This window comes from Mycobacterium sp. E2733, assembly GCF_001667585.1.
In the GTDB taxonomy this organism is placed as follows: domain Bacteria; phylum Actinomycetota; class Actinomycetes; order Mycobacteriales; family Mycobacteriaceae; genus Mycobacterium.
The window spans coordinates 164879-189719 of sequence record NZ_LZJZ01000104.1 but is presented as its reverse complement, the minus strand read 5'-3'; the positions used below and the strand labels follow the sequence as shown (position 1 = coordinate 189719).

Annotated in this window: 28 protein-coding genes and 1 pseudogene; 3 read left to right on the top strand and 26 right to left on the bottom strand. The window is 68.2% G+C overall.

What is annotated here, in order from left to right; translation table 11 throughout:
• From A5678_RS19980 to A5678_RS19900, 17 genes and pseudogenes are all read right to left on the bottom strand, one after another.
• Positions 1–204 (bottom strand): annotated as a pseudogene (locus A5678_RS19980) (hypothetical protein); the annotation flags it as partial.
• Between the two features lie 38 nt (positions 205–242).
• Complete coding sequence (locus A5678_RS19975; protein ID WP_068045648.1) at positions 243–1157, bottom strand: formylglycine-generating enzyme family protein; 915 nt, start codon at positions 1155–1157, stop codon at positions 243–245.
• A 121-nt stretch (positions 1158–1278) separates the two neighbouring features.
• Positions 1279–2214 carry a DUF4436 domain-containing protein gene (locus tag A5678_RS19970; RefSeq protein ID WP_068045603.1) on the bottom strand — a complete coding sequence of 312 codons (936 nt, stop codon included), beginning with the start codon at positions 2212–2214 and terminating at the stop codon, positions 1279–1281.
• A 43-nt stretch (positions 2215–2257) separates the two neighbouring features.
• Positions 2258–2923, bottom strand: a complete 666-nt coding sequence (locus tag A5678_RS27625; RefSeq protein WP_231983721.1) for a hypothetical protein — start codon at positions 2921–2923, stop codon at positions 2258–2260.
• A complete protein-coding gene (locus tag A5678_RS19960; RefSeq protein ID WP_068045600.1) occupies positions 2904–5264 on the bottom strand; it encodes an arylsulfatase in 2361 nt (786 codons plus the stop codon). The genes A5678_RS27625 and A5678_RS19960 overlap by 20 nt, the downstream gene beginning before the upstream one ends.
• A gap of 114 nt (positions 5265–5378) precedes the next feature.
• Positions 5379–5750 carry a 30S ribosomal protein S17 gene (gene rpsQ, locus A5678_RS19955; protein ID WP_197502201.1) on the bottom strand — a complete coding sequence of 124 codons (372 nt, stop codon included), beginning with the start codon at positions 5748–5750 and terminating at the stop codon, positions 5379–5381.
• Positions 5747–5992, bottom strand: a complete 246-nt coding sequence (rpmC, locus tag A5678_RS19950; RefSeq protein ID WP_068045595.1) for a 50S ribosomal protein L29 — start codon at positions 5990–5992, stop codon at positions 5747–5749. The genes rpsQ and rpmC overlap by 4 nt, the downstream gene beginning before the upstream one ends.
• The gene (rplP, locus tag A5678_RS19945) at positions 5992–6408 is read right to left on the bottom strand and encodes a 50S ribosomal protein L16 (protein WP_007167840.1); all 417 of its coding nucleotides are present in this window, start codon (positions 6406–6408) and stop codon (positions 5992–5994) included. Before rplP ends, rpmC begins: the two co-directional genes overlap by 1 nt.
• 3 nt (positions 6409–6411) lie before the next feature.
• Positions 6412–7251: a 30S ribosomal protein S3 gene (gene rpsC / locus A5678_RS19940; protein ID WP_068045592.1), complete on the bottom strand. Its 840-nt coding sequence runs from the start codon at positions 7249–7251 to the stop codon at positions 6412–6414.
• A complete protein-coding gene (rplV, locus tag A5678_RS19935) occupies positions 7251–7808 on the bottom strand; it encodes a 50S ribosomal protein L22 (protein WP_068045589.1) in 558 nt (185 codons plus the stop codon). Before rplV ends, rpsC begins: the two co-directional genes overlap by 1 nt.
• Positions 7805–8086 (bottom strand): 30S ribosomal protein S19, encoded by a 282-nt coding sequence (rpsS, locus tag A5678_RS19930; RefSeq protein WP_006245110.1) that lies wholly within the window; start codon positions 8084–8086, stop codon positions 7805–7807. Before rpsS ends, rplV begins: the two co-directional genes overlap by 4 nt.
• Before the next feature lie 21 nt (positions 8087–8107).
• Complete coding sequence (gene rplB, locus A5678_RS19925; protein WP_068045586.1) at positions 8108–8950, bottom strand: 50S ribosomal protein L2; 843 nt, start codon at positions 8948–8950, stop codon at positions 8108–8110.
• A 115-nt stretch (positions 8951–9065) separates the two neighbouring features.
• Complete coding sequence (rplW, locus tag A5678_RS19920; RefSeq protein WP_068045582.1) at positions 9066–9368, bottom strand: 50S ribosomal protein L23; 303 nt, start codon at positions 9366–9368, stop codon at positions 9066–9068.
• Complete coding sequence (gene rplD / locus A5678_RS19915; RefSeq protein ID WP_068045579.1) at positions 9368–10048, bottom strand: 50S ribosomal protein L4; 681 nt, start codon at positions 10046–10048, stop codon at positions 9368–9370. The genes rplW and rplD overlap by 1 nt, the downstream gene beginning before the upstream one ends.
• Entirely contained in the window at positions 10048–10701 is a 654-nt protein-coding gene (gene rplC / locus A5678_RS19910) for a 50S ribosomal protein L3 (RefSeq protein WP_067211851.1), read from the bottom strand. The genes rplD and rplC overlap by 1 nt, the downstream gene beginning before the upstream one ends.
• Positions 10702–10716: 15 nt before the next feature.
• Complete coding sequence (gene rpsJ, locus A5678_RS19905) at positions 10717–11022, bottom strand: 30S ribosomal protein S10 (protein WP_003873519.1); 306 nt, start codon at positions 11020–11022, stop codon at positions 10717–10719.
• Positions 11023–11423: 401 nt separating this feature from the next.
• Positions 11424–12032, bottom strand: a complete 609-nt coding sequence (locus A5678_RS19900; protein ID WP_082945631.1) for a TetR/AcrR family transcriptional regulator — start codon at positions 12030–12032, stop codon at positions 11424–11426.
• Between the two features lie 143 nt (positions 12033–12175).
• Between A5678_RS19900 and A5678_RS19895 the strand changes: the two genes are divergently transcribed.
• Positions 12176–13771: an MFS transporter gene (locus A5678_RS19895; RefSeq protein ID WP_068045642.1), complete on the top strand. Its 1596-nt coding sequence runs from the start codon at positions 12176–12178 to the stop codon at positions 13769–13771.
• Between the two features lie 631 nt (positions 13772–14402).
• Here A5678_RS19895 and mftG read toward each other — a convergent pair.
• From mftG to mftA, 7 genes are all read right to left on the bottom strand, one after another.
• Positions 14403–15842, bottom strand: a complete 1440-nt coding sequence (gene mftG / locus A5678_RS19885) for a mycofactocin system GMC family oxidoreductase MftG (protein WP_068045568.1) — start codon at positions 15840–15842, stop codon at positions 14403–14405.
• Between the two features lie 19 nt (positions 15843–15861).
• Positions 15862–17274 (bottom strand): mycofactocin biosynthesis glycosyltransferase MftF, encoded by a 1413-nt coding sequence (gene mftF, locus A5678_RS19880; protein WP_068045565.1) that lies wholly within the window; start codon positions 17272–17274, stop codon positions 15862–15864.
• 73 nt (positions 17275–17347) lie between these two features.
• Positions 17348–18091, bottom strand: coding sequence for a mycofactocin biosynthesis peptidyl-dipeptidase MftE (gene mftE / locus A5678_RS19875; RefSeq protein ID WP_068045562.1), 744 nt, complete (start codon positions 18089–18091; stop codon positions 17348–17350).
• Positions 18092–18255: 164 nt separating this feature from the next.
• The gene (gene mftD / locus A5678_RS19870; protein ID WP_068045636.1) at positions 18256–19446 is read right to left on the bottom strand and encodes a pre-mycofactocin synthase MftD; all 1191 of its coding nucleotides are present in this window, start codon (positions 19444–19446) and stop codon (positions 18256–18258) included.
• 2 nt (positions 19447–19448) lie between these two features.
• On the bottom strand, positions 19449–20654 hold the full coding sequence (gene mftC, locus A5678_RS19865) for a mycofactocin radical SAM maturase (protein WP_068045559.1): 1206 nt from the start codon (positions 20652–20654) through the stop codon (positions 19449–19451).
• Positions 20651–20944, bottom strand: a complete 294-nt coding sequence (gene mftB / locus A5678_RS19860) for a mycofactocin biosynthesis chaperone MftB (protein ID WP_068045556.1) — start codon at positions 20942–20944, stop codon at positions 20651–20653. Before mftB ends, mftC begins: the two co-directional genes overlap by 4 nt.
• Positions 20929–21018: a mycofactocin precursor MftA gene (mftA, locus tag A5678_RS19855; protein WP_040621348.1), complete on the bottom strand. Its 90-nt coding sequence runs from the start codon at positions 21016–21018 to the stop codon at positions 20929–20931. The genes mftB and mftA overlap by 16 nt, the downstream gene beginning before the upstream one ends.
• Positions 21019–21117: 99 nt before the next feature.
• Between mftA and mftR the strand changes: the two genes are divergently transcribed.
• Both mftR and A5678_RS19845 read left to right on the top strand, forming a co-directional pair.
• A complete protein-coding gene (mftR, locus tag A5678_RS19850) occupies positions 21118–21714 on the top strand; it encodes a mycofactocin system transcriptional regulator (RefSeq protein ID WP_197502202.1) in 597 nt (198 codons plus the stop codon).
• Positions 21711–22754, top strand: a complete 1044-nt coding sequence (locus tag A5678_RS19845) for a DUF2332 domain-containing protein (RefSeq protein WP_068045554.1) — start codon at positions 21711–21713, stop codon at positions 22752–22754. The genes mftR and A5678_RS19845 overlap by 4 nt, the downstream gene beginning before the upstream one ends.
• A 48-nt stretch (positions 22755–22802) precedes the next feature.
• On the opposite strand, the gene A5678_RS19840 is transcribed toward A5678_RS19845, so the two are convergent.
• On the bottom strand, positions 22803–24008 hold the full coding sequence (locus A5678_RS19840; protein WP_156746999.1) for an NAD(P)/FAD-dependent oxidoreductase: 1206 nt from the start codon (positions 24006–24008) through the stop codon (positions 22803–22805).
• Positions 24004–24831, bottom strand: a complete 828-nt coding sequence (locus tag A5678_RS19835) for a mycofactocin-coupled SDR family oxidoreductase (RefSeq protein ID WP_068045548.1) — start codon at positions 24829–24831, stop codon at positions 24004–24006. Before A5678_RS19835 ends, A5678_RS19840 begins: the two co-directional genes overlap by 5 nt.
• Between the last annotated feature and the right edge of the window lie 10 nt (positions 24832–24841).

The window sequence follows — 24841 nt, the reverse complement described above, 5'->3', positions numbered from 1 at the left end:
CTCCGCACACCGCGACAACCGATAGGCAAACAACTCCCCGATCGCGGCCAACTGCCCGGCCACCGCCCGATTCTCCGCCCGCGCCAAACCCGACACCCGCTCGAGCAGCGCCGCCGACTCCGGCGTCGCCGACGGATACCGCCGCTCGAAGTGCTCGTCAAACTCAGCAATCACCTCCGCCGACGGCACCCTCGAATCAAACATACGTTCGAGTATCGCAGAGGGGTCTGACAACTTCCCGTTCAGTCGTGGGCGGCGCCCTCTGGAACGGTCGCCGTTTGCTGCGCGACACAGCGGAACCCGATGTGGGTGGTCGCGGTGTCCTGAGACTGCGGTGACCGCGCGGCCGGACGATACCGGTGGCAGTATTCCGGCGCGCACAGGTGCGAACCGCCTTTCAGCGTCTGGCTGACGGCCGGATCCGGGGGGCCCGACGGGGCGCAACACGCTTTCGGCGGCTCGTCGAGGCGGTGGTGCGCGGAGAACACCGTGGCGGTCCACTCCCAGACGTTGCCGATCATGTCCAGCAAGCCGAACCCGTTGGGGGGGAACCTCCCCACCGGCGATGTGCCCACCCAGCCGAGCGCGCCGTCGTTGCGGTATGGGAACCGCCCCTGCCAGGTGTTGGCCATCAACCGACCGTCGGGATTCGGCTCGTCCCCCCACGCGTACGTGCCAGTGCTTCCGCCGCGGGCCGCATACTCCCACTCGGCCTCGGTCGGCAGCCGCCGGCCGGCCCAGCGCGCGTACGCGGCGGCGTCGGGATAGGCCACCTGCACCACCGGGTGATCGGCCCGGCCGGTGAGATCACTATCCGGTCCGAACGGATGCCGCCAATCCGCGCCCGGCACCCAGTCCCACCACTGCCGCCAGTCACGCAGGTCGACCGGGCCCGGCGTGGGGCGGAACACCATGGCGCCCGGACGCAGGTCGGCCGGGTCCGCGCCCGGGTACAGCGCCGGGTCGATTGGCTGCTCGGCGACCGTCACATAGCCTGTGGCGGAGACGAATTCGGCGAACTGCGCGTTGGTGACCGGGTGCCGCTCCACCGCGAAAGCCGGAAGGGTGACGGTGTGGATCGGCGCTTCTTCCGGGTAGAAGTTGGTGGACCCCATGCGGAACGATCCGCCCGGCAGGTCGACCAGCTCGGTGAGCACCACCCAAGGGTAGGACGCCGGGCGGAGCGGCTACATCCCGCTGTCGCCCGACTTCCGATCGAGGGTCTCGAGCGCCGTCGACGCGATCGGCTCGGTCGAAGCACCAAATCCGGAGTAGGTCTCAGACCTTCTTCGGCGGCTTTTTCTCGCGCGATCGCCACCAGGCGACGATGAACAGGGACATCGCCGTAACCAGCCCTATCAACACCCACAGCACGACGGCTTGGTCGATCCACGAACCCGGTGGTGGAGATCCGGGCAGGAAGTTGCGCAGCGGGACGACGGCGAACAGCAGCGCCGCGAACCAGGTTCCCAACGGCGGCAAGAACGTGGTACGGCCCAACGCCATCGGGATGGCTACCCACAATGCCAGCACCGGCAGGGCGATCAGCACCAGGCAGATGCCGACGTCGAATATCAGCGCGCCCTTGGACCGCTGCAACGTGATGATCAGGTCATCCTGCACATCGGGGTTGGCGTCCTCGGGGTCATGGACACGGGTGACCGTGGCGTCCCAGCCGTCCAACTTTCCGGTCGCCTCGACGCGGGCGGGCGCCTTCTCGCGGCTCGCCCCCGTACCGGTGAACACGTCGGCGGCGATGACCTCGGTCTTGTACGTGTCGAACGGCCAGTTGGCCGGATCGCCGTGGGCCACAATGGTCGTGCTGACCTGGGCCGGCGCCTTTCCTACCGGGTACTGCAGGTCGCCGAGGTCGTTGTCGGGATACAGTCGCACCGCGGCGTCAGTGGTGAGCACCCCGAAGTTCTTGTCGTACAACGAATCCTTGGGATAGACGGTCACATTCACCGTCAAGCGGTTCGCGACGGTGTCCAGCTTCTCCAGGCGAACCTGAACGACGCTGTCTTCGGCCTCCACCTTGCTCAAATCCACCGAAGGAAGGGCAGGCGCCGACTTTGCCAGCAGGTGCACGGCGATCAGCGAGAGGGCGTAGATGACGACCAGGGCCGCGACGATTCCGAAAGCGATGGCGATTTGCCGGCCACGGTGGTTGGCGGGCGCCGGCGGCGCGGGAGGCGCCGGAGTCCCGGCGGTCATTGTGGCATCACGGGGCAGATGCTAACAGGCACAACGGCAAATTTCAGGGGATAATGACGGCGAATTGCTGCATCACCGTGGATTTGGCCGCTTCGAAACCGGGCGCTTTGCCGGGCCCCTCCAAATGGACGGCGACCAGGTACGCCTGGGCGTTCGTCCAGACGTGGGTGATGCGGTCGGCGAATTGGTTTGCTCCGGACCCTCCGTCGGTACCGCTGAGCAGCTGGCTGCTATAGCCGCAGAACTGGGCCGCCGTGACGGTGACCTTGACTCCCGGGTTCGCCGTTCCCAAGTCGGTGGCGTAGCGCAAGAAAGCACCACCGGGATCGAGGTCGGTGTGGGCGATGGTCACCCGCACCGACATGCCGTCGGGGCCGGTCGACGTCAACGCCACGTCACCCGTGCCGGCGGCCGCATTCCAGCCGTCGGGCAACGGGACCGTGAGCACGGGCGCCGCCGGGTCCGCCACGGAGGCCTTGGTCATGGAGCCGCTCTCGGGCGGCGGGAAGCACATTAGGGCGTTGGGCGGAATGTGGTCGGGCAGCGTGGTTTCGACGCCGGGCACCGGCTCGGCCGGGTCTGACGGTCGCGTGGTGGACGTCGAAGCGGCGGTGCCACCGATGGCCGTCCCGCCGGTTGTCTTCTCACATCCCACCGCCGGGAGCGCCAACACGCACAGCGCCAGGACTTCAGTCGCGCGAAAAGGCAAGCGCAATCTCGGTTTCCACGTCTACGTAGGGCCGGCCGGACAGGTCGACGGTGACCTGGCGGATGGTGCCCCCGGTGAACGAGAACGGCGCTTTGTAGCGGCTGCACACTCCCGAGCCGCCATTGCGTCCGACGGTTATCCCGGCGCCCGCAATCCCGAACGTTCCGGGATGGGTCTGCACGTCCGCGAGCGTGCCTGCCACCTCGTCGTCGATGAACAGCGTGACGTCGCCGAGCGGCGTGTGACTGTTCGGGACGGTTCCGGTCCGCGAATAACTCACGCCGAGCAGATGCCTGCCGAGCGGGACCGCGCCCGAGGAGGAGACCTCCTGCTGCCGTTCACCCAGGAAGTTGTAGACGTAATGCAGGCGCCCGTCCTGGATGAACAGCACGTGCCCGCCGTGGGCGCCGCCCTGCTTGAACAGCACCCCTTCCGCGCCGGTGGTGTCCACGCTGACCTCGGCCAGCACCGCGAACGACCTGCCGCGGATTTCGGCGGCGGCGCCGCTGCCCACGTCCGCGCAGTTGGGATAGTAGACGTAGCTGGACCGGTCACCGCCGAGGTAAGGGCGGAACCGCGTCATCGTCTCCAGGATGTTCAGGTCAGACAGCGGCAGCCCGTTGTATTTGGCGGCTTCGGAGAACCACAGCGCCTTGAGTTCTTCGAGCTTGTCGGGGTGCTCGGCGGCGAGGTCGTGGCACTGGCTGCGGTCGGCCTCGATGTGGAACAGCTCCCAGCGGTCGGTGTCGAAGTGCGACCAGCCGGCCGGCGTGGCCGCGTGGACGGTGTTGGCGAACCAGCCCTGGTGCCATATCCCCCGGGTGCCGAGCATGGAGTAGAACTGGGTCTGCTTGTCGGTGCGCGCGGACGAATCGACAAGGGCCGCTTTGAAACTCACGCCGTCCAGTGGTTTCTGCGTGATGCCCCGGACGGTCTCGGGCGGCGTCATGCCCAGCAGGTCGTACACGGTGGGCGTGATGTCGCAGACGTTGACGTAGTTGTCGCGGATCTCCCCGTGTGCGGCAAAACCATTGGGCCACGAGATGATCGCCGTGTCGGCGATGCCGCCCTCGTGCGACGCGTACCGCTTGTACAGCTTGTAGGGGGTGTTGAAGGCCATCGCCCAGCCGATGGGGTAATGGTTGTAGGTCTCCGGCCCGCCGAGGTGGTCGAACAGCTTCATGCTCTCTTCGACGGTGTCGATGTAACCGTTGAAGAACTTGCCCTCGTTCACCGATCCGTTCGGGCCGCCCTCCCCGCTGGCGCCGTTGTCGGAGATCACCACGATGAGGGTGTTGTCCAGTTGACCGGATTCCTCCAAATAGTCCAGGATCCGGCCGATTTGGGCGTCGGTGTAGCTGAGGAAGCCGGCGAACACCTCGGCCATCCGGGAGAACAGCTTCTTCTCGTCCGCGTTGAGCGAGTCCCACGGCCGCACCGTGTCCTGCAGCGGCCAGGGCTCGCCCTGGGGCCCCTTGACGTCCAAGTACGGGTTGACCGGAGAGAGTTCGGTTTCCGGCGGCACGATGCCCATCGACTTCTGGTTTTCCAGCACGATCTCGCGGTACCGCTCGTAGCCCATGTCGAAACGGCCGGCGTAGCGGTCCGCCCACTCTTTGAAGACGTGGTGCGGCGCGTGCCCGGCGCCCGGGCACACGTAGCTGAACCACGGCTTTTCCGGCGCGATCACCTTGGCGTCACGGATGAATTCGATGGTCTTGTCGGCGATGTCCTTCGACAGGTGATAGCCGTCCTCCGGTGCGCTCGGCGGGTTGACCGGATGGTTGTCGTACACGAGGTCGGGATACCACTGGTCGGTCTCCCCACCCAAAAAACCGTAGAACCGCTCGAATCCGCGCGAGGTCGGCCAATGTCGTTTCGTCGACGCCAGATTGGACTCTTCGAGCGGCGTCAGGTGCCACTTGCCGACGCAGTACGTGTTGTAGCCGCGCTCGGTGAGCACTTCGGAGAGCAGCGCGGTGTCGAACGGGATGCGACCGTTGGCGTTGGGGAACGCGTCGGTGAACTCCTCGATGGTGGCCATGCCGACGGTGGTGGCATTGCGGCCGGTCAGCAGTGAGGCCCGGGTCGGGGAGCACAGCGCGGTGGTGTGGAATTGCGACAGCCGCACACCTCGCTCGGCGATGCGGGTCATGGCGGGCATCTCGACCAGGCCGCCGAAACAGTCCCACGTCGCGATGCCGGTGTCGTCCCAGACCAGGTACAGGATGTTCGGCGAGTTCTCCGGTGCGGTCGGCGCGGCGTACGGGCCCCAGTCCGGTTCGGAGTTCCGAATATCCAGCTCGATCTTGCCTTGAAAAGCTCCCGAGTCAGTCGACATGCGCCGAGCGTAGCGCCACCGCGAGAATTCCGATCTTTTTTCGCCGCGGCGTTCCCCCGCCAAAGCGAAACGCCCGAGACCGTCAGGTCTCGGGCGTTTCGATGCCCCGTTGGGCTACTTGGCCTTCTCCAGGATTTCGACGAGCCGCCACCGTTTGGTCGCCGACGTCGGACGCGTCTCCATCAGTGAGACGCGGTCGCCGATGCCCGCGGTGCTGTTCTCGTCGTGCGCCTTCACCTTCTTGGTGGTGCGGATGATCTTGCCGTACAGCGGGTGACGCACGCGGTCTTCGAGCTCGACCACGATGGTCTTCTGCATCTTGTCGCTGACGACGTAACCGATGCGGACCTTGCGCCGGCCGCGTACCTTCGGGTTGGCCGGAGTGTGCTTGGGGCCCGTGTCTTTCGAGGCGGTGTCCTTCGCGGCCGCCTTCGGAGCCGCCTTGGCAGCCGCCTTGGGAGCCGCCTTCTTCGCTTCTGCCATCACGATTCCTTGTTTCCTTCGGACCCTTCGGGCCCACTAGCCAGGCCCAGTTCTCGTTCGCGCAGCACGGTGTACACGCGCGCGATCTCCTGCCGCACCGCGCGCAGCCGGCGGTTGTTGTTGAGCTGCCCGGTCGCCATCTGGAAACGCAGGTTGAACAGCTCCTCCTTGGATTCGCGCAGACGCTCGGTCAGCTCCTCGTCGGTGAGCTCACGCAGTTCGCCAGGCGAAATTCCCACTGCCATCAGAACTGATCCTCTCGGGTCACGATGCGTGCCTTGATCGGCAGCTTGTGGATTGCACGGGTGAGTGCCGCCCGGGCCACCTGCTCGTTGGGGTAGCTCAGCTCGAACAGCACGCGGCCCGGCTTGACGTTGACCACCCACCATTCCGGCGAACCCTTACCCGAACCCATCCGGGTTTCGGCGGGCTTCTTGGTCAGCGGGCGGTCCGGGAAGACGTTGATCCACACCTTGCCGCCACGCTTGATGTGGCGGTTGATCGCGATACGCGCGGACTCGATCTGCCGGTTGGTGACGTAGGCGTGCTCCAGCGCCTGGATGCCGTAATCACCGAAGTTCACCGCCGTGCCGCCGCTGGCGATGCCGCGCTGGCGGGGGTGGTGCTGCTTACGGTGTTTAACCCTGCGGGGAATCAACATGATTCAGCTCTCCGTGCTCTGCGGTTCTGCGGCGGGCGCGGTCTCGACCGCGGCGGGCGCAGCGCTTTCTTCGGCACCCGCGGCGGCCCGGCCGGCCTCGGTGCTGGTCGCCGTGGTGCCCGACGCACCGCTGCGCCGGGGACGCGTGCCCGACGGACGCTCACGGCGCGGACGCTCGGCGCCCGCTGGAGCGGCTGCGGCCAACTCACGCTTCCCACCGACGATGTCGCCCTTGTAGATCCACACCTTCACACCGATCCGGCCGAAGGTGGTCTTGGCCTCGTACAGGCCGTAGTCGATGTCGGCGCGCAGCGTGTGCAGCGGCACCCGTCCCTCGCGGTAGAACTCCGAGCGGCTCATCTCCGCACCGCCCAGGCGACCCGAGCACTGCACCCGGATGCCCTTGACGTTGGGCTGACGCATCGCCGACTGGATGGCCTTGCGCATCGCGCGGCGGAAGGCCACCCGGTTGCTCAGCTGCTCGGCGACGCCCTGGGCCACCAATTGCGCCTGGGACTCGGGGTTGCGGACTTCGAGGATGTTGAGCTGAACCTGCTTGCCGGTCAGCTTCTCGAGGTCCGCACGGATGCGGTCGGCCTCGGTGCCGCGGCGGCCGATGACGATGCCGGGACGCGCGGTGTGGATGTCGACGCGCACCCGGTCGCGGGTACGCTCGATCTCCACGTCGGCGATGCCGGCGCGCTCCAGCCCGGTGGACAGCAGCTTGCGGATCGCGACGTCTTCCTTGACGTAGTCCGCGTACTGCTTGTCGGCGTACCAGCGCGACTTCCAGTCGGTGGTGATGCCCAGCCGGAAACCGTGCGGATTGATCTTCTGGCCCACTAGTCTGAGCCTCCCTTCGCTTCCGAGGTCTCAGCAGTTGCCTTAGAAGTCTTCGCCTCGGCGGTTTTCGCCGGAGCCTTCTTCGCAGGTGCCTTCTTGGCGGGCGCCTTGGTGGCGGCGGCCTTCTTCGCGGGCGCCTTCGCGGCGGCCTTGCTGGCCTCGGCGCGGCGGGCCCTCGTCGACTTCGCCGAACGCTGGTCCTTGGCCGGCCGGCTCTCCACCACGACCGTGATGTGGCTGGTGCGCTTGCGGATCCGGAACGCGCGGCCCTGGGCGCGCGGGCGAATGCGCTTGGCGGTGGGGCCCTCGTCGGCGTACACCGTGGCGACCACCAGGGTGGCCGGGTCCAGCCCGTTGTTGTTCTGCGCGTTCGCCGCGGCGCTGGCGATCACCTTGGCCACCGGCTCGCTGGCCGCCTGGGGCGCCCAGCGCAGGATGTCGAGCGCGTCGGCCACCGACTGGCCGCGCACCAGGTCGATCACCCGGCGGGCCTTCGTCGGTGACACCCGCACGAACCGCGCCTTGGCGACCGCCGACGGGAATTCAGTTGTGGTCATCGCCGTTTGGCCTTCCGGTCGTCCTTGATGTGTCCCTTGAAGGTTCGCGTCGGCGCGAATTCACCAAGCTTGTGACCGACCATCGACTCGGTGACGAACACCGGGACGTGCTTGCGTCCGTCGTGGACGGCGAAGGTGTGGCCGATGAAGTCCGGAATGATCGTCGAACGCCGAGACCAGGTCTTGATGACCTGCTTGGTGTTCTTCTCGTTCTGGACATCCACCTTCTTGAGGAGGTGGTCGTCGACGAACGGGCCCTTCTTCAGGCTGCGTGGCATGTGCTTGTACTCCTGAACTTCCTAGCGACCGTGCTTCTTGCCGGTGCGCCGGCGCCGGACGATGAGTTTGTTGCTGGCCTTGTTCGGGTGGCGGGTGCGGCCCTCCGGCTTGCCCCACGGGCTCACCGGGTGGCGACCACCGGAGGTCTTACCCTCACCACCACCGTGCGGGTGGTCCACCGGGTTCATGACCACTCCACGGACCGAAGGGCGCTTGCCCTTCCACCGCATCCGGCCGGCCTTGCCCCAGTTGATGTTCGCCTGCTCGGCGTTGCCCACTTCGCCGACCGTGGCGCGGCAGCGCACGTCGACGCGGCGGATCTCACCGCTGGGCATACGCAGCGACGCGTAGCTGCCCTCTTTACCCAGCAGCTGGATGCTCGAGCCGGCGGACCGCGCCAGCTTGGCGCCACCGCCCGGCCGCAGTTCCACGGCGTGGATCACGGTACCGGCCGGGATGTTGCGCAGCGGCAGGTTGTTGCCGGGCTTGATGTCGGCGTTCGCACCGGACTCCACCACGTCGCCCTGCGAAAGGCCTTGCGGCGCGATGATGTAACGCTTCTCGCCGTCCAGGAAGTGCAGCAGCGCGATGTTGGCGGTGCGGTTCGGGTCGTACTCGATGTGCGCGACCTTGGCGTTGACGCCGTCCTTGTCGTTGCGACGGAAGTCGATCACCCGGTAGGCCCGCTTGTGGCCGCCGCCCTTGTGGCGAGTGGTGATGCGGCCGTGCGCGTTACGGCCACCGCGACCGTGCAGCGGGCGCACCAGCGACTTCTCCGGCTCCGACCGGGTGACCTCGGCGAAGTCGGACACGCTGGAGCCGCGGCGGCCGGGGCTCGTCGGCTTGTACTTACGAATTGCCATGTCTAATCAGGTCTTTCTCTCGCGCGCGGCTGGGTTGGATCGCCCAACTCGCCCCCTCGCCGCTACGCGGCCGGGGGTTCCCCACCTCATCGCTTCGCTCTGCATCGTCATCGTGCTAGGCCGGGGCCCCGAACAGGTCGATGGGCTTGCTACCGGGCGCCAGCGTGACAATGGCGCGCTTGGTGCCCTTGCGCTTGCCGTATCCGGTCCTGGTGCGCTTGCGCTTGCCCTGCCGGTTCGCGGTGTTCACCGATGCGACCTTGACGGAGAAGATCTTCTCGATGGCGATCTTGATCTGCGTCTTGTTCGAATCGGGGTGCACCACAAAGGTGTACACGTTCTCATCCAGCAGCCCGTAGGACTTCTCCGAGATGACCGGGGCCAGGATGATGTCGCGGGGGTCGGTGACGGTCGCCATCAGGCCGAAACCTCCTCGGTGCTAGCGGCGTTGGTGCCCGCCTGGGCGCTGATGTAGGCGTTGAGCGCCTCAACGCTGAACACCACGTCGTCGGAGCGCAGCACGTCATAGGTGTTGAGCTGGTCGGGCGCCAGGACGTGCACACCCGGCAGGTTGCGCACGCTCTTGGTGCCGGCCTCGTCGCTGCGGCCGATCACGATCAGCACCTTCTTGCGGTCGGTCAGCGTGCCCAGGAACGCCCTGGCGTTCTTGGTCGACGGCGTCTGACCCGTCACCAGCTCGGTGACCGCGTGGATGCGGCCGTTGCGCGCCCGGTCCGACAACGCGCCGCGCAACGCCGCGACGATCATCTTCTTGGGGGTGCGCTGGGCGTAGTCGCGCGGCTTGGGGCCGTGCACGACGCCACCGCCGGTGAACTGGGGGGCCCGCGTCGAACCCTGACGGGCACGACCGGTTCCCTTCTGCCGGTACGGCTTCCGCCCACCACCGCTGACCTCGCCGCGGGTCTTGGTCGAGTGCGTGCCCTGGCGCGCCGCCGCCCGCTGGGCGGTGACCACCTGGTGCATCAGCGCGATATTGGCCGGGGCGTCGAACAATTCGGCCGGCAACTCGACGGAGCCCTCGACCTTGCCGTCCGGCGTCTTGACGTCAATCTTGAGTGTCTGGCCTTTAGTCGCCATTACTTCTCACCTCGTTTGATCGCGCTGCGGACCACCACGAGTCCACCGGTGCGGCCGGGGACCGCACCCTTGATCAGCAGCACGCCGTTCTCGGCATCCACCTTGTGCACCACCAGGTTTTGCACCGTCACCCGGTCGTTACCCATCCGGCCGGCCATCCGAGTGCCCTTGAAGACGCGCGCCGGGGTAGCGCAGCCGCCGATGGAACCCGGACGGCGGTGCACGGCCTGCGCGCCGTGGCTGGCGCCCTGGCCGCGGAAGCCGTGGCGCTTCATGGTGCCGGCGAAGCCCTTGCCCTTGGAAGTGCCGGTCACGTCGACATAGGCGCCGTCGGCGAAGATCTCCGCAGTCAGCTCCTGGCCGACTTCGTATTCGCTGGTCGCGGCCTCGTCATCCAGCCGCAACTCGGCGAGGTGCCGGCGCGGGTTCACGCCCGCGGCGCTGTACTGACCGGTCACCGGCTTGTTCACCTTGCGGGGGCTGATCTCGCCGTACGCCAGCTGGACGGCGCTGTAGCCGTCGCGCTCGGGTGTGCGGATGCGGGTGACCACGTTGGGCCCCGCTTTGACCACCGTCACCGGGACAACCCGGTTGTTCTCGTCGAACACCTGCGTCATGCCCAGCTTGGTACCCAGAATGCCTTTTCTTGCCATGAGTTCACCAAGCTCCTACTGGATGTTGACGTCGACACTGGCCGGAAGGTCGATGCGCATCAGCGCGTCGACGGTCTTCGGCGTCGGGTCGAGGATGTCGATCAACCGCTTGTGGGTACGCATCTCGAAGTGCTCCCGCGAGTCCTTGTACTTGTGCGGAGAGCGGATGACGCAATACACGTTCTTCTCAGTCGGCAGCGGCACCGGACCTACGACACTGGCACCCGTGCGGACGACGGTCTCGACGATTTTGCGCGCCGATGCGTCGATGGCCTCATGGTCGTAGGCCTTGAGCCTGATGCGGATCTTTTGTCCCGCCACGCTTCTCCTACCCTCACTCCACTTACAAAAATCCGTGTCCGGACTTCGAGTTTTTAAATCCTCAAGTGCTCCCAGCGCGCTGATCGAACCCGGGCCAACCCCGGGCCGATCGAGCGTCGCGCCGGATACTGCGCCGCTGTTTACCTGTCGTGGTCCACCGGCCCCCGCGGTCGGGTGTGTCGCCCTCACGCAGCCTGGACCGCGGCAAAATTGTCGCGCTCCAAGGATGGGACCGGACGCGCCCGTTTGGGCGCTGGTCGTATGCCCGACCAGGCGCAAACCCGGCCCAAGGCAACCTGAACAGTATGCCCTAGATCATGGGTTTGGCCAAATCCCGGGCGGACGCCGCCGACCCGGGCTCGCCGCGCGGTCAACGCACTGGTCAGCGGCCGTCGCCGGCCTCAGGCACCCGCCGATTCGACGCTCGCGCCGCCGGCCCGGTTGTGTGCGCGCTGAACATAGAGGAAACCGTCGACCGCGGCGAGCGCGCACTCGTGGTAGTCGAAGTCGGGAAGCGTGGACAGGCGCCCCAGCACCAGGGGGCCGATGAGCAGCGCGATGGCCCTGGATCGGTCCACCTCGCCCAACTCGGCGGCCTCCGGGCTGTCGAAGATGGCGTCGAACGGCGCGGCGTACTGCTGGGCGATGCGCTCGCGCAGCGTGGTGATGGCCGCGCTGTCCGCGCAATCGCTGTCGTGGGGCTCCGGCATTTCCTCGAGATCCCGCCCCATGGACAGCCACGACATGGCCGTCATGAGGGCGGGCGCCTGGGCCACCGACTCGGCCTGGGCCAGCACCACGGCCACCAGGCGGTCCCGCAGCGACCCCTCGGCCGGCGGGGTGGGCGCCGGCGGGATGAGGCTGTTGAACGCCGCCGCCAGCAAGTCGTTCCCGCTCGGGAAGTGGCGATACAGCGTGGCTCTCGCTACGTTGGCGGTGCGGGTGACCGCATCGACGGTCACCGCGCTCGGCCCACCGGAACTCAGCAGCGCCGCGGCGGCCTCGAGCAGCCGGGCCCGCGAACGTGCCGGGCGGGGGTCGGTGGTGCTGCCAGTGATTGTGACCCACCTCCCTGTTTGGGAACGAGACTATTGGTCTACCTACAAGACTATTGGTCTCGAAACTTCCCAACGCCACCGTGAGGAGGCGCATCGTGGTCGAAACCCTGGTCCGGCCTGACCAGCGTACTGATGCAGTCACCATCGGCAATAGTCCCCGAGCGCGAAACTGGACGCTGGCCGTCGCCTGCATGGGTGTCGCCCTGGTTGTCGCGTCGATGACGGCGCTGAACACCACGCTCGGAGACCTCGCGGTGGCCACCTCGGCCACCCAGTCGCAGCTGAACTGGATCGTCGACGGCTACACCGTGGCCCTGGCGTGCCTGCTGTTGCCCGCGGGCGCGATCGGCGACCGCTACGGCAGGCGCGGCGCCCTGCTGATCGGCCTGGTGATCTTCTCGGTGGGCTCGACGGCTCCGGCGATGCTGCACAGCCCGGCACAGATCATCGCCGGCCGTGCGCTGGCCGGGATCGGCGCCGCCTTCGTGATGCCGGCGACACTGTCGCTGCTGAGCGTGGCCTATCCGAAAGCCGAGCGCACCAAGGCGGTCGGGATCTGGGCCGGCACGGCCGGATCCGGCGGCGTGCTGGGCATGCTCGGTTCGGGCCTGCTGCTTCGCTTTTGGGACTGGCACGCAATCTTCTGGTCGCTGGGCGCCGCCGGGCTGGTGATCTTCGCGCTGGCGTGCACTGTCGCCTCGTCACGCGACAGCAGCGCCCCGCGGATCGACGCGCTGGGCGCAGCCCTCATCGGCGCCGCGGTGGCGATCGCGGTGGCGGCGATCCTGGAGGCGCCGACCCGCGGATGGAGCGACCCCATGGTGTGGGGCGGGCTGGTCGCCGGCGCGGCGCTCGCGGCGGCGTTCGGCGCCGTCGAGTTGCGCCTCGCCTGGCGCAGCAGGCAACCCCTGCTCGACGTCCGGTTGTTCGCCGACCCGAATCTCGCCACCGGCGTCGCCGCGATCGTCATCCTGTTCGGCGCCACGTTCGGGTTCTTCTACCTCGGCATGCAATACGTGCAACAAATCATGGGCTACTCGGCCCTGGCGACGGCGATCTCCTTCGGCCCGTTCATGGTGCCGCTGGGCATCTTCTCGGCACTGTCGTTCTGGTACGTGCCCAAGCTCGGCCTGCGGCTCGTGCTGTTCATCGGCACGCTGCTGATGGCGGCCGGGTTCGCGTGCATGTACCGATTGAACCTGCACACCTCCTATCTGGAATTCGCCTGGCCCACATTGGTCTTGGCCACCGGCATCGGAATCTGCACGGCGCCGACGACATCGGCGATCATGGGAGCGGTGCCCGACGAGAAGCAGGGGGTCGCCTCCGCGGTGAACGACACGTCCCGGGAGATGGGCGGCGCGTTGGGGATCGCGGTCGCCGGTTCGATTCTGGCCGGCCGCTATTCACACGAGCTCGCCCCGAAGTTGGCTGGGTTTCCCGGGCCCGTCCGGGGGCCGGCCACCGATTCGCTGGCCAAAGCCGTCGAGGTGGCGGGCCGGATGGGGCCCCAGGGCCGCCAGCTGGCCGACATCAGCAAGGCCGCGTTCCTGGCGGCCTTGCACGCGTCAACCATCGCGATGGCCGTGATCGTCGCCGTCGCCGCGCTGCTGATCGCGGTTTGGGCGCCCGGCCGCGACGGCCGGCAGCTTCGGCCGGTACGCGCGATGCTGTCCCGCCGCCATCGCTGACGCGCCGCCCAATGATGTTGTCCGACAGCCTCTTCAACGCTTGAAAAGGTCTGCCGCTTCTGGTATCACCAAATGTATATCGACAGATACAGGTCATCTCTGCGAGACGAGGTGGATGTGGTGTTGATGGGTGTTACGAGCGTGGTCGAGCCGGTATGCCCGGTGGTGCGTGAGGCGGCGGCGATCGTGGAGGCCGAATGGATCCGCCTGAGGCGACGGAGCGAGCCGGCTCGGCACCCCAGCTGCGAGTTTCCCGCGGCGCGGCGCTGCCCGCGCCGGACGAGCACCCTGGTGTCCACCGAGTCGACGCGCGCCGGGCACTTGAGGCACACCCTCGGGCGTCGGGTCCGCTGGCCGGTTTCCCTGATCTGGGCCCGGCAGCGTTCGCCTCCGGCCTGCCAACGTGTTTCAGGCATCGATGAAGGGAGGTAACCGACAAGAAACCAGCACGGGCATTCGAACAGTGAAATGGCAATCGTGCCGTCCACGAATATTGCGACGCATTGTTCGCGCGACGCATCTGCGCGCACTGCCACTTGTCGTGGCCATCTACGTGGACCGCATGAACACTCGCCGTTCGGGGGCGGGCCTCATGCCTCACCTTGGGGCCCGCCCCCGGCTCTTTACGGCATCATCGAACGAATTCCGCGGCCCGATGGCCGAGCATCACGGTGGTGGCGTGCGGCCCCCGGCTGGTGATGGCGGGCAGGATCGAGCCGTCGATCACCCACAGGTTGTCGATGCCATGCACCCGGCAGCGATGGTCGACGACGGCCCGCGGGTCGGTATCGAAGCCCATCGGCGCTGTGCCGCAGAGATGTTGCGACGTGGACCATACCGGATCACCGACATGCGTTGCCGTACTTGCTAATTCGCGAGCCAGCTCGGCGCCCCGGCGTAGCGCCGCGACGTCCTGGGGCTCGCTGTCGTAACGATGCTCGATGCGGGGCGCCGCTTCGGGATCCGCCGACGCCAGCCCCATGCGCCCGCGTGCCCGCGGCTGCATGAGCGCGACCCCGATGTGCGGCCAGTCGGCGTGCCCGGCCGTGCCGTCCCCGGTCATCGCGACGAATCCTCCGGTGTAGGGCCTGATCTCGAGACCATCGGCGGTGTTGAGCACGACCTCGAGCACCGGCCGGCCGGGGGCCACCGTCCAGTCGGTGGGCAACACCCATTCGGGGTGATCGCTGAACGACATGCCCACCGGCAGCGGATTCACTACGGGTATGCCGACCGCCCGCAGCCCGTCCTCCGTTCCGATGCCCGAAAGCATGAGCAGCTGTGCCGTTTGAATGGCACCGGCGCACAACACGATCCGGTCGGCGGTCAGGGTCACGCGGCCTCCCGGGCCGATCGCGTCGACGCCCACCGCGGCGGTGCCGGCGAAGCGCAACCCCGCCGCGCGCGTCCGGGCGTGCAACGTCAGATTCGGCCGGTCCAGCGCCGGCAGCAGGAATCCCGCGCCGGATCCGGTGCGCACGCCGTCCACGATGTTGAGTGGGACGGCGCCCATTCCCGGGACCAGTTCCGGCCCAGAGTCATTGAGATCTTCGATCCAGTCGAACCCGGCTTGCTGCGCGGCGGCGATGAACCGCTCGGTGGTTCCGGTCATCTCGTGCGTGCGACGCACCCGGATGGGTCCGCTGTCGCCGTGGGCCGGCCCGCCGAAGTCCAGGTCCGTCTCGATGGCGCGGAAGCTGTCGAGGACGTCGGACCAGGCCCAGCCGGGTAGCACTAACCGATCGAAGTCGCGCGGCAATCCGCGACAGAAGTAGCCCCCATTGATCGCACCCGAGCCGCCGACCGTCGCCCCGCGCACGATCGGATGCGGGCGTGCGGGTCGATCGGTCAGGCTGGTCTGGTAGCGCCGCACCAGCGGACTGCCGACCCCGATGGGCAGTTGCAGCCCGTTGGCGGTTTGAGCGAGCAATCCCGGATCATCGAGGGCCGGTCCCGCCTCGAGGACGGTCACCGCGCAGCCCGGCTCGGCGGAAAGACGTTCGGCGACAACCGATCCAGCACTGCCGGCGCCGACTATCAGCACATCGCTGTGCGGGGCGGCCGTACTCAAGGGCGGGTCAAGGTGGCGGCTAGCTCCGAATCTGGGGCTTCAGCGCGCGCACGTTGCGCTCCCGCAACACACCCCACCACAACCCGAGGCCGTACGCCAGGTCGTCGACCCGCTTGAGCAACAGATAGGTCAGCAGGCCGATGGGTTCGGCATCGTCGCCGACGGCGTCGCGGCGCCGCAGCCAGTCCACCACGCCGTCCATGACCGCCGCGACCACCACGACGCGCCGGAAATGCCGCGACAGGGTGGCGGCCAGCAGTGCCACCGGCCAATAGTGGCGGCACAAGGCCGACGCCAGCTGCAGCGCCGCCGACCACAGGCCGCGGGTCGCGATCACCACCACGTCGGCGATCGACGTCTCGGCGCCGCGCATCGCCCTGGCGATCCGTCGGCCGGTCAGTACGGCGACGACGACGGACGCCAGCCGGGACAGGCTGGTCCCGAACGCCATCAGGATCCAGGTCATCAGCGCCCAGCCGGAGATGACCACCGGCGCCGTCTTGTCCGGGTGACGAACCGAGAGCGGGGCCGCCGATCCGCCATAAAACGCCTTGCGCGCAAGCCAATCCCGCAGTTCGGTGCGGTGGTCGTGGGCAACCAGCGCGACGGGTTCGTAACGCAGCCGGGCACCGGCCTCGATGAGCCGCCAACACAGGTCGACGTCCTCGCCGGATTGCAGGGTCTCGTCGAAGCCGCCGACACCGCGCAGGGCCGAGCACCGACAGATGATGGCCGCGCTGGGCACGTAGGACACCTGGCTGTGGGGTAGCACCGGCGCTTCGCGCTCGCCGAGGTCGAGCGACGAGTGCACCGCCTCGTAACGCGCCACCACGTTCTCACTGTGCGACAAACCGACGATGCGGGGCGCGGCCAGGGCGACGGTGGGATCACAGAAATGCCCGAGCAGCGCCTCCAGCCAGCCGCGCCGCGGCGCCACGTCGGAATCCAGAAACGCGACGTAGTCGGTGCTGCAGGCGGCCAGCCCGGTGTTGCGGGCGGCGGCCGGGCCCCGGCTGCGGGAGTGCCGCAACACCTCGACGTCGCAGTGCGCGCCGAGGAAGTCGTCCAGCTCGATCGGCGGGAACGAACCGTCGTCCACCACGATGACCCGCAGGCCGCGCAGCGAGCTCACCAAGCGCCGTACCCCGCAAAGGTTGTCCCGCACCGGAATTACCACGGTGACGTCGTGGTGCGACGGACCGCCCGCCGGGCGCGGATGCGCCACCGTGGCGTCCAGCAGGGTGCGGGCAAGCTGCGCGCTGACGTCGTCGCGAACCTTCAGCCGGCCTTCGCACAGCATGTCCTGGGCGGCCGGCGCCAGCTTCAGCAGCCGGGTCGGCGAACCACCGAGCAGCGCCGAGCCATCACCGAGCACCCGCACCCGCCGATCGACCTGGACGGCGAAGCCATCCGGCAGCCGCGGCGCCGTCATGTGCGCCACTGCTCCTCATCGCTTTCCTCCCCCGCAAGCGGGCAGAACCCCCACCGCATCGCCGTCGGGGCGCTCATGTCAGCCCCCCGTCGCGCCCGGGCGACCACCGGACCACTCGACGGACACAGCCGTCGACCATCTCGGCGAGGATGCGCTTGCCCTCGGCAGCGGTCGCGGTGGTCGGGTCCCCCAGCACGCCCACGGAGCTGACCGCCGCGACTCCCCCGCGCCGCATCGACGGGAGCAATTCCGGCAGCGGCGCCCGGTTCCCGGCGAGCCATCGGTCGGTCAGCACGTCGCCGGGCGAGATGTGCAGCAACAGCGAGGTTTCGGTGTGCCCGGCGTGGGCATCGCCGCCGTCGGCCAGGCATGGGCACCAGCCGGCGTCGCGGCCCTCGGCCCGCAACCGGGCCACCGCCGCGGTCAGCGCGGCGACGTTGCCGCCATGGCCGTTGACGAAGACGAGGCGGTTGGCCCAGCTAGCGGCCGACCGGCCGTACTCCACCAGCAGCAGCGTCAGGGCTTCGGTGCCGATGGAGATCGTGCCGGCAAAACTCTGGTGCTCGCCGCTGGCGCCGTAGGCGACGGCCGGTGCCAGCAACCAGTCGCGTTGCAGGGCCGCCTCGAGACCCGCCCGGGCCCCACGGGCGACCGCGGTGGCGATCCGGGTATCGGTGTCCAAGGGCAGGTGCGGACCGTGCTGTTCGGTGGACCCCAGCGGGATCAATATCGACGGCGTGGTGCCCGACAGCTGGCTTGACGTCGCCATTGCCAATTCGCCGTTTACGGGCACTCGGTGATGGTAGGACGAATTCACCTGGCGTGCACCGATTGTTGTTTCTTGAAAACGATTTTTTTCTGGCTGGTTCATCGGGGGTTCGAAATTTGTGCTCGTCCGTCACGAATACCACGCGTGTACCACCGTTTTGCGGCCACTGGTCATTCCCGGCAAATTTGCCCGGGATAACGAAAATTGGCTGATCAGGCGTCCCCGGCGGGCGGTACACCCAGCGCCCGGGTGAAGCCGGGCGGCACCAGGATGTCGTCCGGGCCGAGGTCTCCGACGCCGGCGTGGCCCAGACCCATCAGCGCCGAGTCGATGCCCCCGCGCAGGACGTCGAGGACGTTCTCCACGCCCGCCTGGCCGGCCGCCGCGAGGCCCCACAGGTAGGCGCGGCCGATCATCACCGCGCGCGCCCCGAGCGCGACAGCCTTGACGACGTCGCTGCCGCGGCGGATGCCACCGTCGAGCAGCACCTCGACCTGATCGCCGACCGCGGCCGCCACCGCGGGCAGAGCGCGGATCGAGGCCGGCGTGCCGTCGAGGTTGTTGCCGCCGTGGTTCGACACCGAAATCGCCGAAACACCGGCGTCCACAGCCCTTTTCGCGTCATCGACGCGCATCACGCCCTTGAGCATGAAGGGCCCGCCCCACAACTCGCGCAGCCAGGCGATGTCCTCCCACGTCGGCGGCGGCGTACCCATCCACTCGCCGTAGGCCGCAAAAAAGGGCGGGCCGGGTTCACCGCGGCGACCCTGGTTGGGCACCCGCAAATCCGGCGGGCGCAGTGTCTTGCCGTATTTCCACAGCCAGCGGGGCTTGAAGACCGCTTCCGGAGACTGCCGCAGGATGGTCCGCAGGTTCATGTCCTCGGGGATGTGGGGGCTACCCCAGTCGCGTCCGTGCGAGAACGACCAGTCGGTGGTGACGATCAAACCGACCGCACCGGCGCCGCGCGCGCGTTCCACCCGCTCGGCGATCGCGTCGCGCCCGCCCAGCCAGTACACCTGGAAGAAGATCTTGGGATTGGCGGCGATGACCTCCTCGATCGGTTTGCTGGCAAAAGAGGACAGGCCCATCGCCGTTCCCCGCGCCGCCGCGGCGCGTGCGACGGCGACCTCACCGTCCGGATCGACCGCCTGAACACCGGTTGGCGAAATCAGCACCGGCATCGAAATATCTTGTCCCATTACGGTGGTCGACAGGTCGCGCTTTTCCTGCGCACCGACGACGTGCGGGGCGAATCCGAGTTCGCCGAACGCCGCGACGTTGTCGGAGACGGTGACTCCCTTTTCGCTGCCCGCAAGCAGCGCCGAGTACACGGATTTCGGCAGCCGCCGCTTCGCGCGCTGCTGCGCGATGGCGACGGTTTCAAACCATTGGCCGGCCATGATCACACCGGGCTTTCGTTACACAGACGCGCGGGTGGCACGTCCGGCGGTCGCACGGACAGCGTCAAGGGCACCGGCTGGCTAACCCGCCGCCCATGGGAATGGTCGGCCCGGGGGCGCGGCGTCTCGCGCCGGCGGGCCAACGCCGACGCGCTGTGCCCCTGGACGCATTCGGGATCCGGCCCGTCCATCGGCAGGCCGGTGAAGAACTTGGCCGCCATGCAGCCGCCCCGGCAGGCGTCGTAGTGCCCGCAGCTGCCGCAGGCGCCCGCTGACTGGGGTTCGCGCAGCTCGCGGAACAGGGGTGCGTTCTTCCAGACGTTGTCAAAACCATTGTCGGTCAACACATTTCCGGCCAGGAAGCGGTCGTGGATGGCGAACGGGCAGGCGTACACGTCACCCACCGGGTCGATCAGGCACACCACCCGGCCGGCGCCGCACATGTTCAGGCCGGCCAGCGCTCCGGAGGAGCCCAGCGGCGACAGGTGGAAGAAGGAGTCGCCGGTGAGCACCCGCTCCCCCTTGGCCACCAGCCAGTCGTAGAGCTGGACCTGCTGTTCGGCGGTGGGGTGCAGGTCCTCCCAGACGTCGGCGCCGCGGCCGGAGGGACGCAGTCGGGTGATCCGCAGGGTGGCGCCGTAACGGCTTGCCAGCGCGGCGAATTCGTCGAGCTGGTCGACGTTGTGCCGGGTCACCACGACGGAGATCTTGGCCCCCCCATTCTGAGAGAAGCCCGCGCTAGCCAGGTTCTCCAATGCGCGCACGGCCATGGCGAACGACCCCCGACCGCGGACCGCGTCGTTGACTTCCGCGGTGGCGCCGTCGAGGGAGATCTGGACATCGACGTAGTCGCTGGCGGCCAACCGGGCGGCGACCTCTTGGGTGATGCGGACGCCGTTGGTGGAGAACTTCACCCCGACGTGGTGGGCGGTCGCGTAATCGACCAGTTCCCAGAAGTCCGGGCGCACGGTGGGCTCCCCGCCGCCGATGTTGACGTAGAAGACCTGCATGCGTTCGAGCTCGTCGATGATGTCCATGCACTGCCGGGTGGACAGCTCCCGCGGATCCCGTTTACCCGAGGACGACAGACAGTGCACGCACGCCAGGTTGCAGGCGTACGTCAGCTCCCACGTGAGGCAGATCGGCGCATCCAGCCCGCTCTCGAACTGCTCGATGAGCCGTGGCACTCTGGCCAGTCCGGCGGTCATGGAACCTCCTGAGGTACCAACATCTTCGAATCGGCCAACACACCCAGCGCGTGCAAGTACGGCGCCTCACCCGAGTCGTCCACACCCGCCGCGCGGCAGGCGGAATGCACGTCCGAATGGTCGGCCAGCGACCGCACCACCGTCAGGATGGTGCGGTTCTTCAGAAAGGACAGCTTGCGGGTGCCGAAGTGATAGAGCAGCGCCCCGAACGGTTCGGGTCGAACCGCCACCTGGGGGTGCAACCGCCAGCCGCGGTCGGGGTCGAACACGCGGGTCAGTAGACCCCGCACATGCCGTCGATGGACACCTCTTCGACCAGGGTCTCGGCGACGAGCTGGGTCTCGGTCTCGGTTTCGTGGTCCACGGGTCATTGCCTTTCGTCGGTTCTTGACAACGATGGGGATCGAGTCACAAGCTTCGTCAGAATATGGCATCGAGTGCCGAAATGGAAGGGCGGGGTCTGATGGTGCCGCAGCCACGGGTGGGCCGCCGCCGCTCGACCACGCCGCACCACATCACCGACGTCGCCATCGAGCTGTTCAGCGCCCGCGGTTTCGCCGACGTCAGCGTCGACGACGTCGCGCAGGCCGCGGGCATCTCGCGACGGACGCTGTTCCGCTACTACGCGTCCAAGAACGCCATCCCCTGGGGCGACTTCGACACCCACCTCGCGCACCTGCGCGACCTGCTCGACAACGTCGATCCGCGGGTGCCGCTGGGGCAGGCGCTGCGCGATGCGCTGTTGGCTTTCAACACTTTTGACGAGTCCGAGACAGCGCGGCACCGCCAGCGGATGCGGGTGATCCTGCAAACGGCGGAACTGCAGGCCTATTCGATGACGATGTACGCGGGCTGGCGCGAGGTGATCGCCGGTTTCGTGGCCCACCGGTTGGACCGCAAGACGACCGATTTGCTGCCCCAGACCGCCGCCTGGACCATGCTCGCGGTGGCGCTGTCGGCCTACGAGCACTGGCTGGGTGACGAGTCCGTCCCGTTGCCGACCGCGCTGGGCAACGCGTTCGACGTTGTCGGCGCCGGACTGGACGGGCTGAAACGGTGACCGGCGACCACTTGTTGCACACCCTGCGCTCGCAGGGGCGGTTTTGCGCCGGCTCGGGCTCACCGATGTACGGGGAGCTTTTCGAGCTGGTGGCCACCGACGTCGCGGCCGGCGGGGTGTTCGCGGCCATCTTGTCCGGCCACGAGGACGACCCGTCGCGCCTGGCGGTGCCGCTGCGGCTGCTCGGCGGCCTGCACCGGCTGGTGCTCGACGGCCGGGCGGCGCAGTTGCGCCGGTGGTACCCCAGCACCGGGGGCACCTGGGACGCCGAGCCGGCGTGGCCGGAGATCAAGGACGCCGCGGCCGACCACTCCGAAGCGCTGCGGGCGGCGTTGCGGCAACCGCCACAGACCAACGAGGTCGGGCGGTCCGCCGCGCTGATCGGCGCCCTGTTGCGAGTCAACCGTGAATCCGACTTGCCGATAAGGCTTTTCGAGATCGGATCGAGCGCTGGGCTGAACCTGCGCGGAGACCACTACGGTTACCGATTCGCCGGCGGCCAGTGGGGACGGGGCGATTCGCCGGTGATCATCGAGGACGCGTGGCGCGGCGCGCTGCCGCACGGCCGGGTGCAGATCGTCGAGCGGCGCGGCTACGACATCGCACCTATCGACGTCACCGGAGCCGACGGCGAACTCACCGTGTTGAGCTACGTGTGGCCGGATCAGAGCGCCCGGCTGGAGCGGCTGCGGGGCGCCATCGAGGTGGCCCGGCGGGTGCCGGCCCGGCTGCAGCGCCAGACGGCGGCCGACGCGGTCGCCGGCCTGACCCCGGCCGCGGGCGCGCTGACGGTGCTGTGGCATTCGATCACCTGGCAATACCTGTCCCGCGAGGAGCGGGACACCGTCCGCGCGCGGGTTCGCGCGCTGGGCGAGCAAGCGGATGGGCGATCACCGTTCGTCCACCTCACCCTGGAGCCGGCGCGCGACCGGCCCGACTCGCCGATCCAGTTCTTGGTGCGGGCGCGCCGCTGGCCGGGCGGAGAACTCGAGATTCTCGGCGAGTGCCATCCACACGGTCCGCCGGTGCACTGGCGGTGAGCCGCCGCAGGGGCGGAAGCGGCTGCGGCTCAGTGACTTTGGCTGCGGTCAGCCCAGCATGTCCGAGACGGGCGCGCCCGCGGCGATCTTGCCGCGGACCTTCATGACCTTGCCCGGCATCCCGCCGCCGACCACCCCGACCAGCACCCCGTCACGCTCGTAGTAGGCCAGGAACTTGCGGCCGTCGTCCTCGACGAGGTGGACGGTGTCGGTGGCTTCGGGCTCTCCGAGGCACTGGATCTTGACGTCGTACTGGTCGCTCCAGAAGTACGGGACGACCACCGCCGACGACACGTCCCGTCCCAGCATCGCGGGTACCACCACGCGGGTCTGGTCGGCGACGTTGCTCCAATGCTCCACGCGCGCTTGATGTCCCGTCGCGTCGCGCCAGGAGGCGACGTCACCGAGCGCCCACACGTTCGGCGCGCTGGTCCGTCCGGCCTCGTCGCAGAGCACGCCGTTGTCGACCTCGATGCCACTGCCCTCGAGCCAGCCCGTGGCGGGGCGGGAGCCGATGCCGACGACCACCAGGTCGGCGGCGAGCTCGGTGCCGTCGGTCAGCACCACGGTGTCCACCCGCTCGTCGCCGCGCACTTCGGCCACCCCGACCCCGAGGCGCACGTCGACCCCCTCGGCGCGGTGCAGGCGCGCGACCAACTCGCCGATCTGCTCGCCGAGCACCGACGCCAGCGGCGTCGGCTGCGGCTCAACGAGCACGACTTCCACCCCGAGGCTGCGCAGGCTCGCCGCCACCTCGCAGCCGATGAAGCCGGCGCCGATGACGACGGCGCGCTGCGCGGCGGACGCGTGCTCGCGCAGCGCCATGCTCTCGTCGAACGTGCGCAGCACCCGGATGCCCTCCAGGTCGGGCAGCGTCGGGATGCGCCGCGGCACCAAGCCGGTCGCGATGACGAGCTCGTCGTAGCCGATCACGGACCCGTCGGCCAGCGTCACCGTCTGCGCCGCGGTGTCCAGGCTGGTGGCGGCCGCGCCCAGCCGCAGCGTGATGTCGTTCTCGTCGTACCACTCGCGGGGTTTAAGGGCCACGTCGTCGACCTCTTTGCGCAGCACCTCTTTTGACAGCGGCGGGCGATCGTAGGGCAGGTGCACCTCGTCACTGACGATCGTGACGCGTCCGGCGTACTCGGATCGGCGGAGCTGCTCGGCGGTCCGGGCGGCGGCCAGACCACCACCGACGATCACAATTCCTTTGCTAGCGGTCACGTGGAGTTCATACCACGATCGCCGGTCAATACTTCAAGGCGCCCTTGTCCACGGGAACCTGCGTGCCGGTCACCGTGCCCGACCCGTCGCCAGCTAGCCACGCCACAACATCGGCCACCTCATCGGGCGACATGAAACCGTTGGGCTGCAAGGGCATTGGGGGGAAGCTGTGCACGAAGCTGGGATGGCGAGCAAATATCTCCATCATCGCCTCCGGTTCGATCATCGGGGTGTCGACCGAGTAGGGATGGATGGAGTTGACCCGGATGTTGTATTCGCCGAGCTCGATGGCGAGGGTGTTGGTCAGCGCGGTCAGTCCGTGCTTGCTCGCCGAGTAATGCCCATTGCCCGGGGTGGCTTTCAGTCCCGCCGACGAGCTGACCACCACGATCGAGCCCCCGTTGCCGGCTTCGATCATGGCGGGCACGGTGGCGCGTAACGTGCGCCAGGTCCCGGTCAGGTTGACCCCTATCACCGTGTCCCACTGCTCGTCGGTGAGCTCCCAGAGCCGGCCCCAGCTCAACACTCCGGCGTTGGCCACCACGATGTCGAGCCGGCCGAATTGTTCGACGCCGTCGGCCACCAGTTGGCGCAGCGCGACGTCGTCCCGGATGTCCGCTTCGCGGGCCAACACCTTGCGGCCCTCGGCCTCCACCAGGCGGACGGTCTCGCTGAGGTCCTCCGGCGTGGCCGGCGTGTAGGTCAGGCTCTCCGACGCCGGCGCGCAGATGTCGAGCGCGATGATGTCGGCGCCCTCCCGAGCCAGCCGCACCGCGTGCGAACGGCCCTGGGCGCGGGCGGCGCCGGTAATGAATGCCACCCGCCCCTGCAGTGATCCCGTCTGTCCCGCCACCTCTAGCCCC

Excerpts from the sequence above, each read along its gene's own strand:
- rpmC (WP_068045595.1), bottom strand. The coding sequence starts at position 5,992 with ATGGCAGTGGGAATTTCGCCTGGCGAACTGCGTGAGCTCACCGACGAG.
- rplD (WP_068045579.1), bottom strand. The coding sequence starts at position 10,048 with ATGGCGACTAAAGGCCAGACACTCAAGATTGACGTCAAGACGCCGGAC.
- mftC (WP_068045559.1), bottom strand. The coding sequence starts at position 20,654 with ATGACCGCCGGACTGGCCAGAGTGCCACGGCTCATCGAGCAGTTCGAG.
- rplW (WP_068045582.1), bottom strand. The coding sequence starts at position 9,368 with ATGGCGACCGTCACCGACCCCCGCGACATCATCCTGGCCCCGGTCATC.
- rplC (WP_067211851.1), bottom strand. The coding sequence starts at position 10,701 with ATGGCAAGAAAAGGCATTCTGGGTACCAAGCTGGGCATGACGCAGGTG.
- mftR (WP_197502202.1), top strand. The coding sequence starts at position 21,118 with ATGGTGCCGCAGCCACGGGTGGGCCGCCGCCGCTCGACCACGCCGCAC.
- A5678_RS19960 (WP_068045600.1), bottom strand. The coding sequence starts at position 5,264 with ATGTCGACTGACTCGGGAGCTTTTCAAGGCAAGATCGAGCTGGATATT.
- rplP (WP_007167840.1), bottom strand. The coding sequence starts at position 6,408 with ATGTTGATTCCCCGCAGGGTTAAACACCGTAAGCAGCACCACCCCCGC.
- mftD (WP_068045636.1), bottom strand. The coding sequence starts at position 19,446 with ATGGCCGGCCAATGGTTTGAAACCGTCGCCATCGCGCAGCAGCGCGCG.
- mftF (WP_068045565.1), bottom strand. The coding sequence starts at position 17,274 with ATGACGGCGCCGCGGCTGCCGGATGGCTTCGCCGTCCAGGTCGATCGG.
- A5678_RS19970 (WP_068045603.1), bottom strand. The coding sequence starts at position 2,214 with ATGACCGCCGGGACTCCGGCGCCTCCCGCGCCGCCGGCGCCCGCCAAC.
- rplV (WP_068045589.1), bottom strand. The coding sequence starts at position 7,808 with ATGACCACAACTGAATTCCCGTCGGCGGTCGCCAAGGCGCGGTTCGTG.
- rplB (WP_068045586.1), bottom strand. The coding sequence starts at position 8,950 with ATGGCAATTCGTAAGTACAAGCCGACGAGCCCCGGCCGCCGCGGCTCC.
- rpsS (WP_006245110.1), bottom strand. The coding sequence starts at position 8,086 with ATGCCACGCAGCCTGAAGAAGGGCCCGTTCGTCGACGACCACCTCCTC.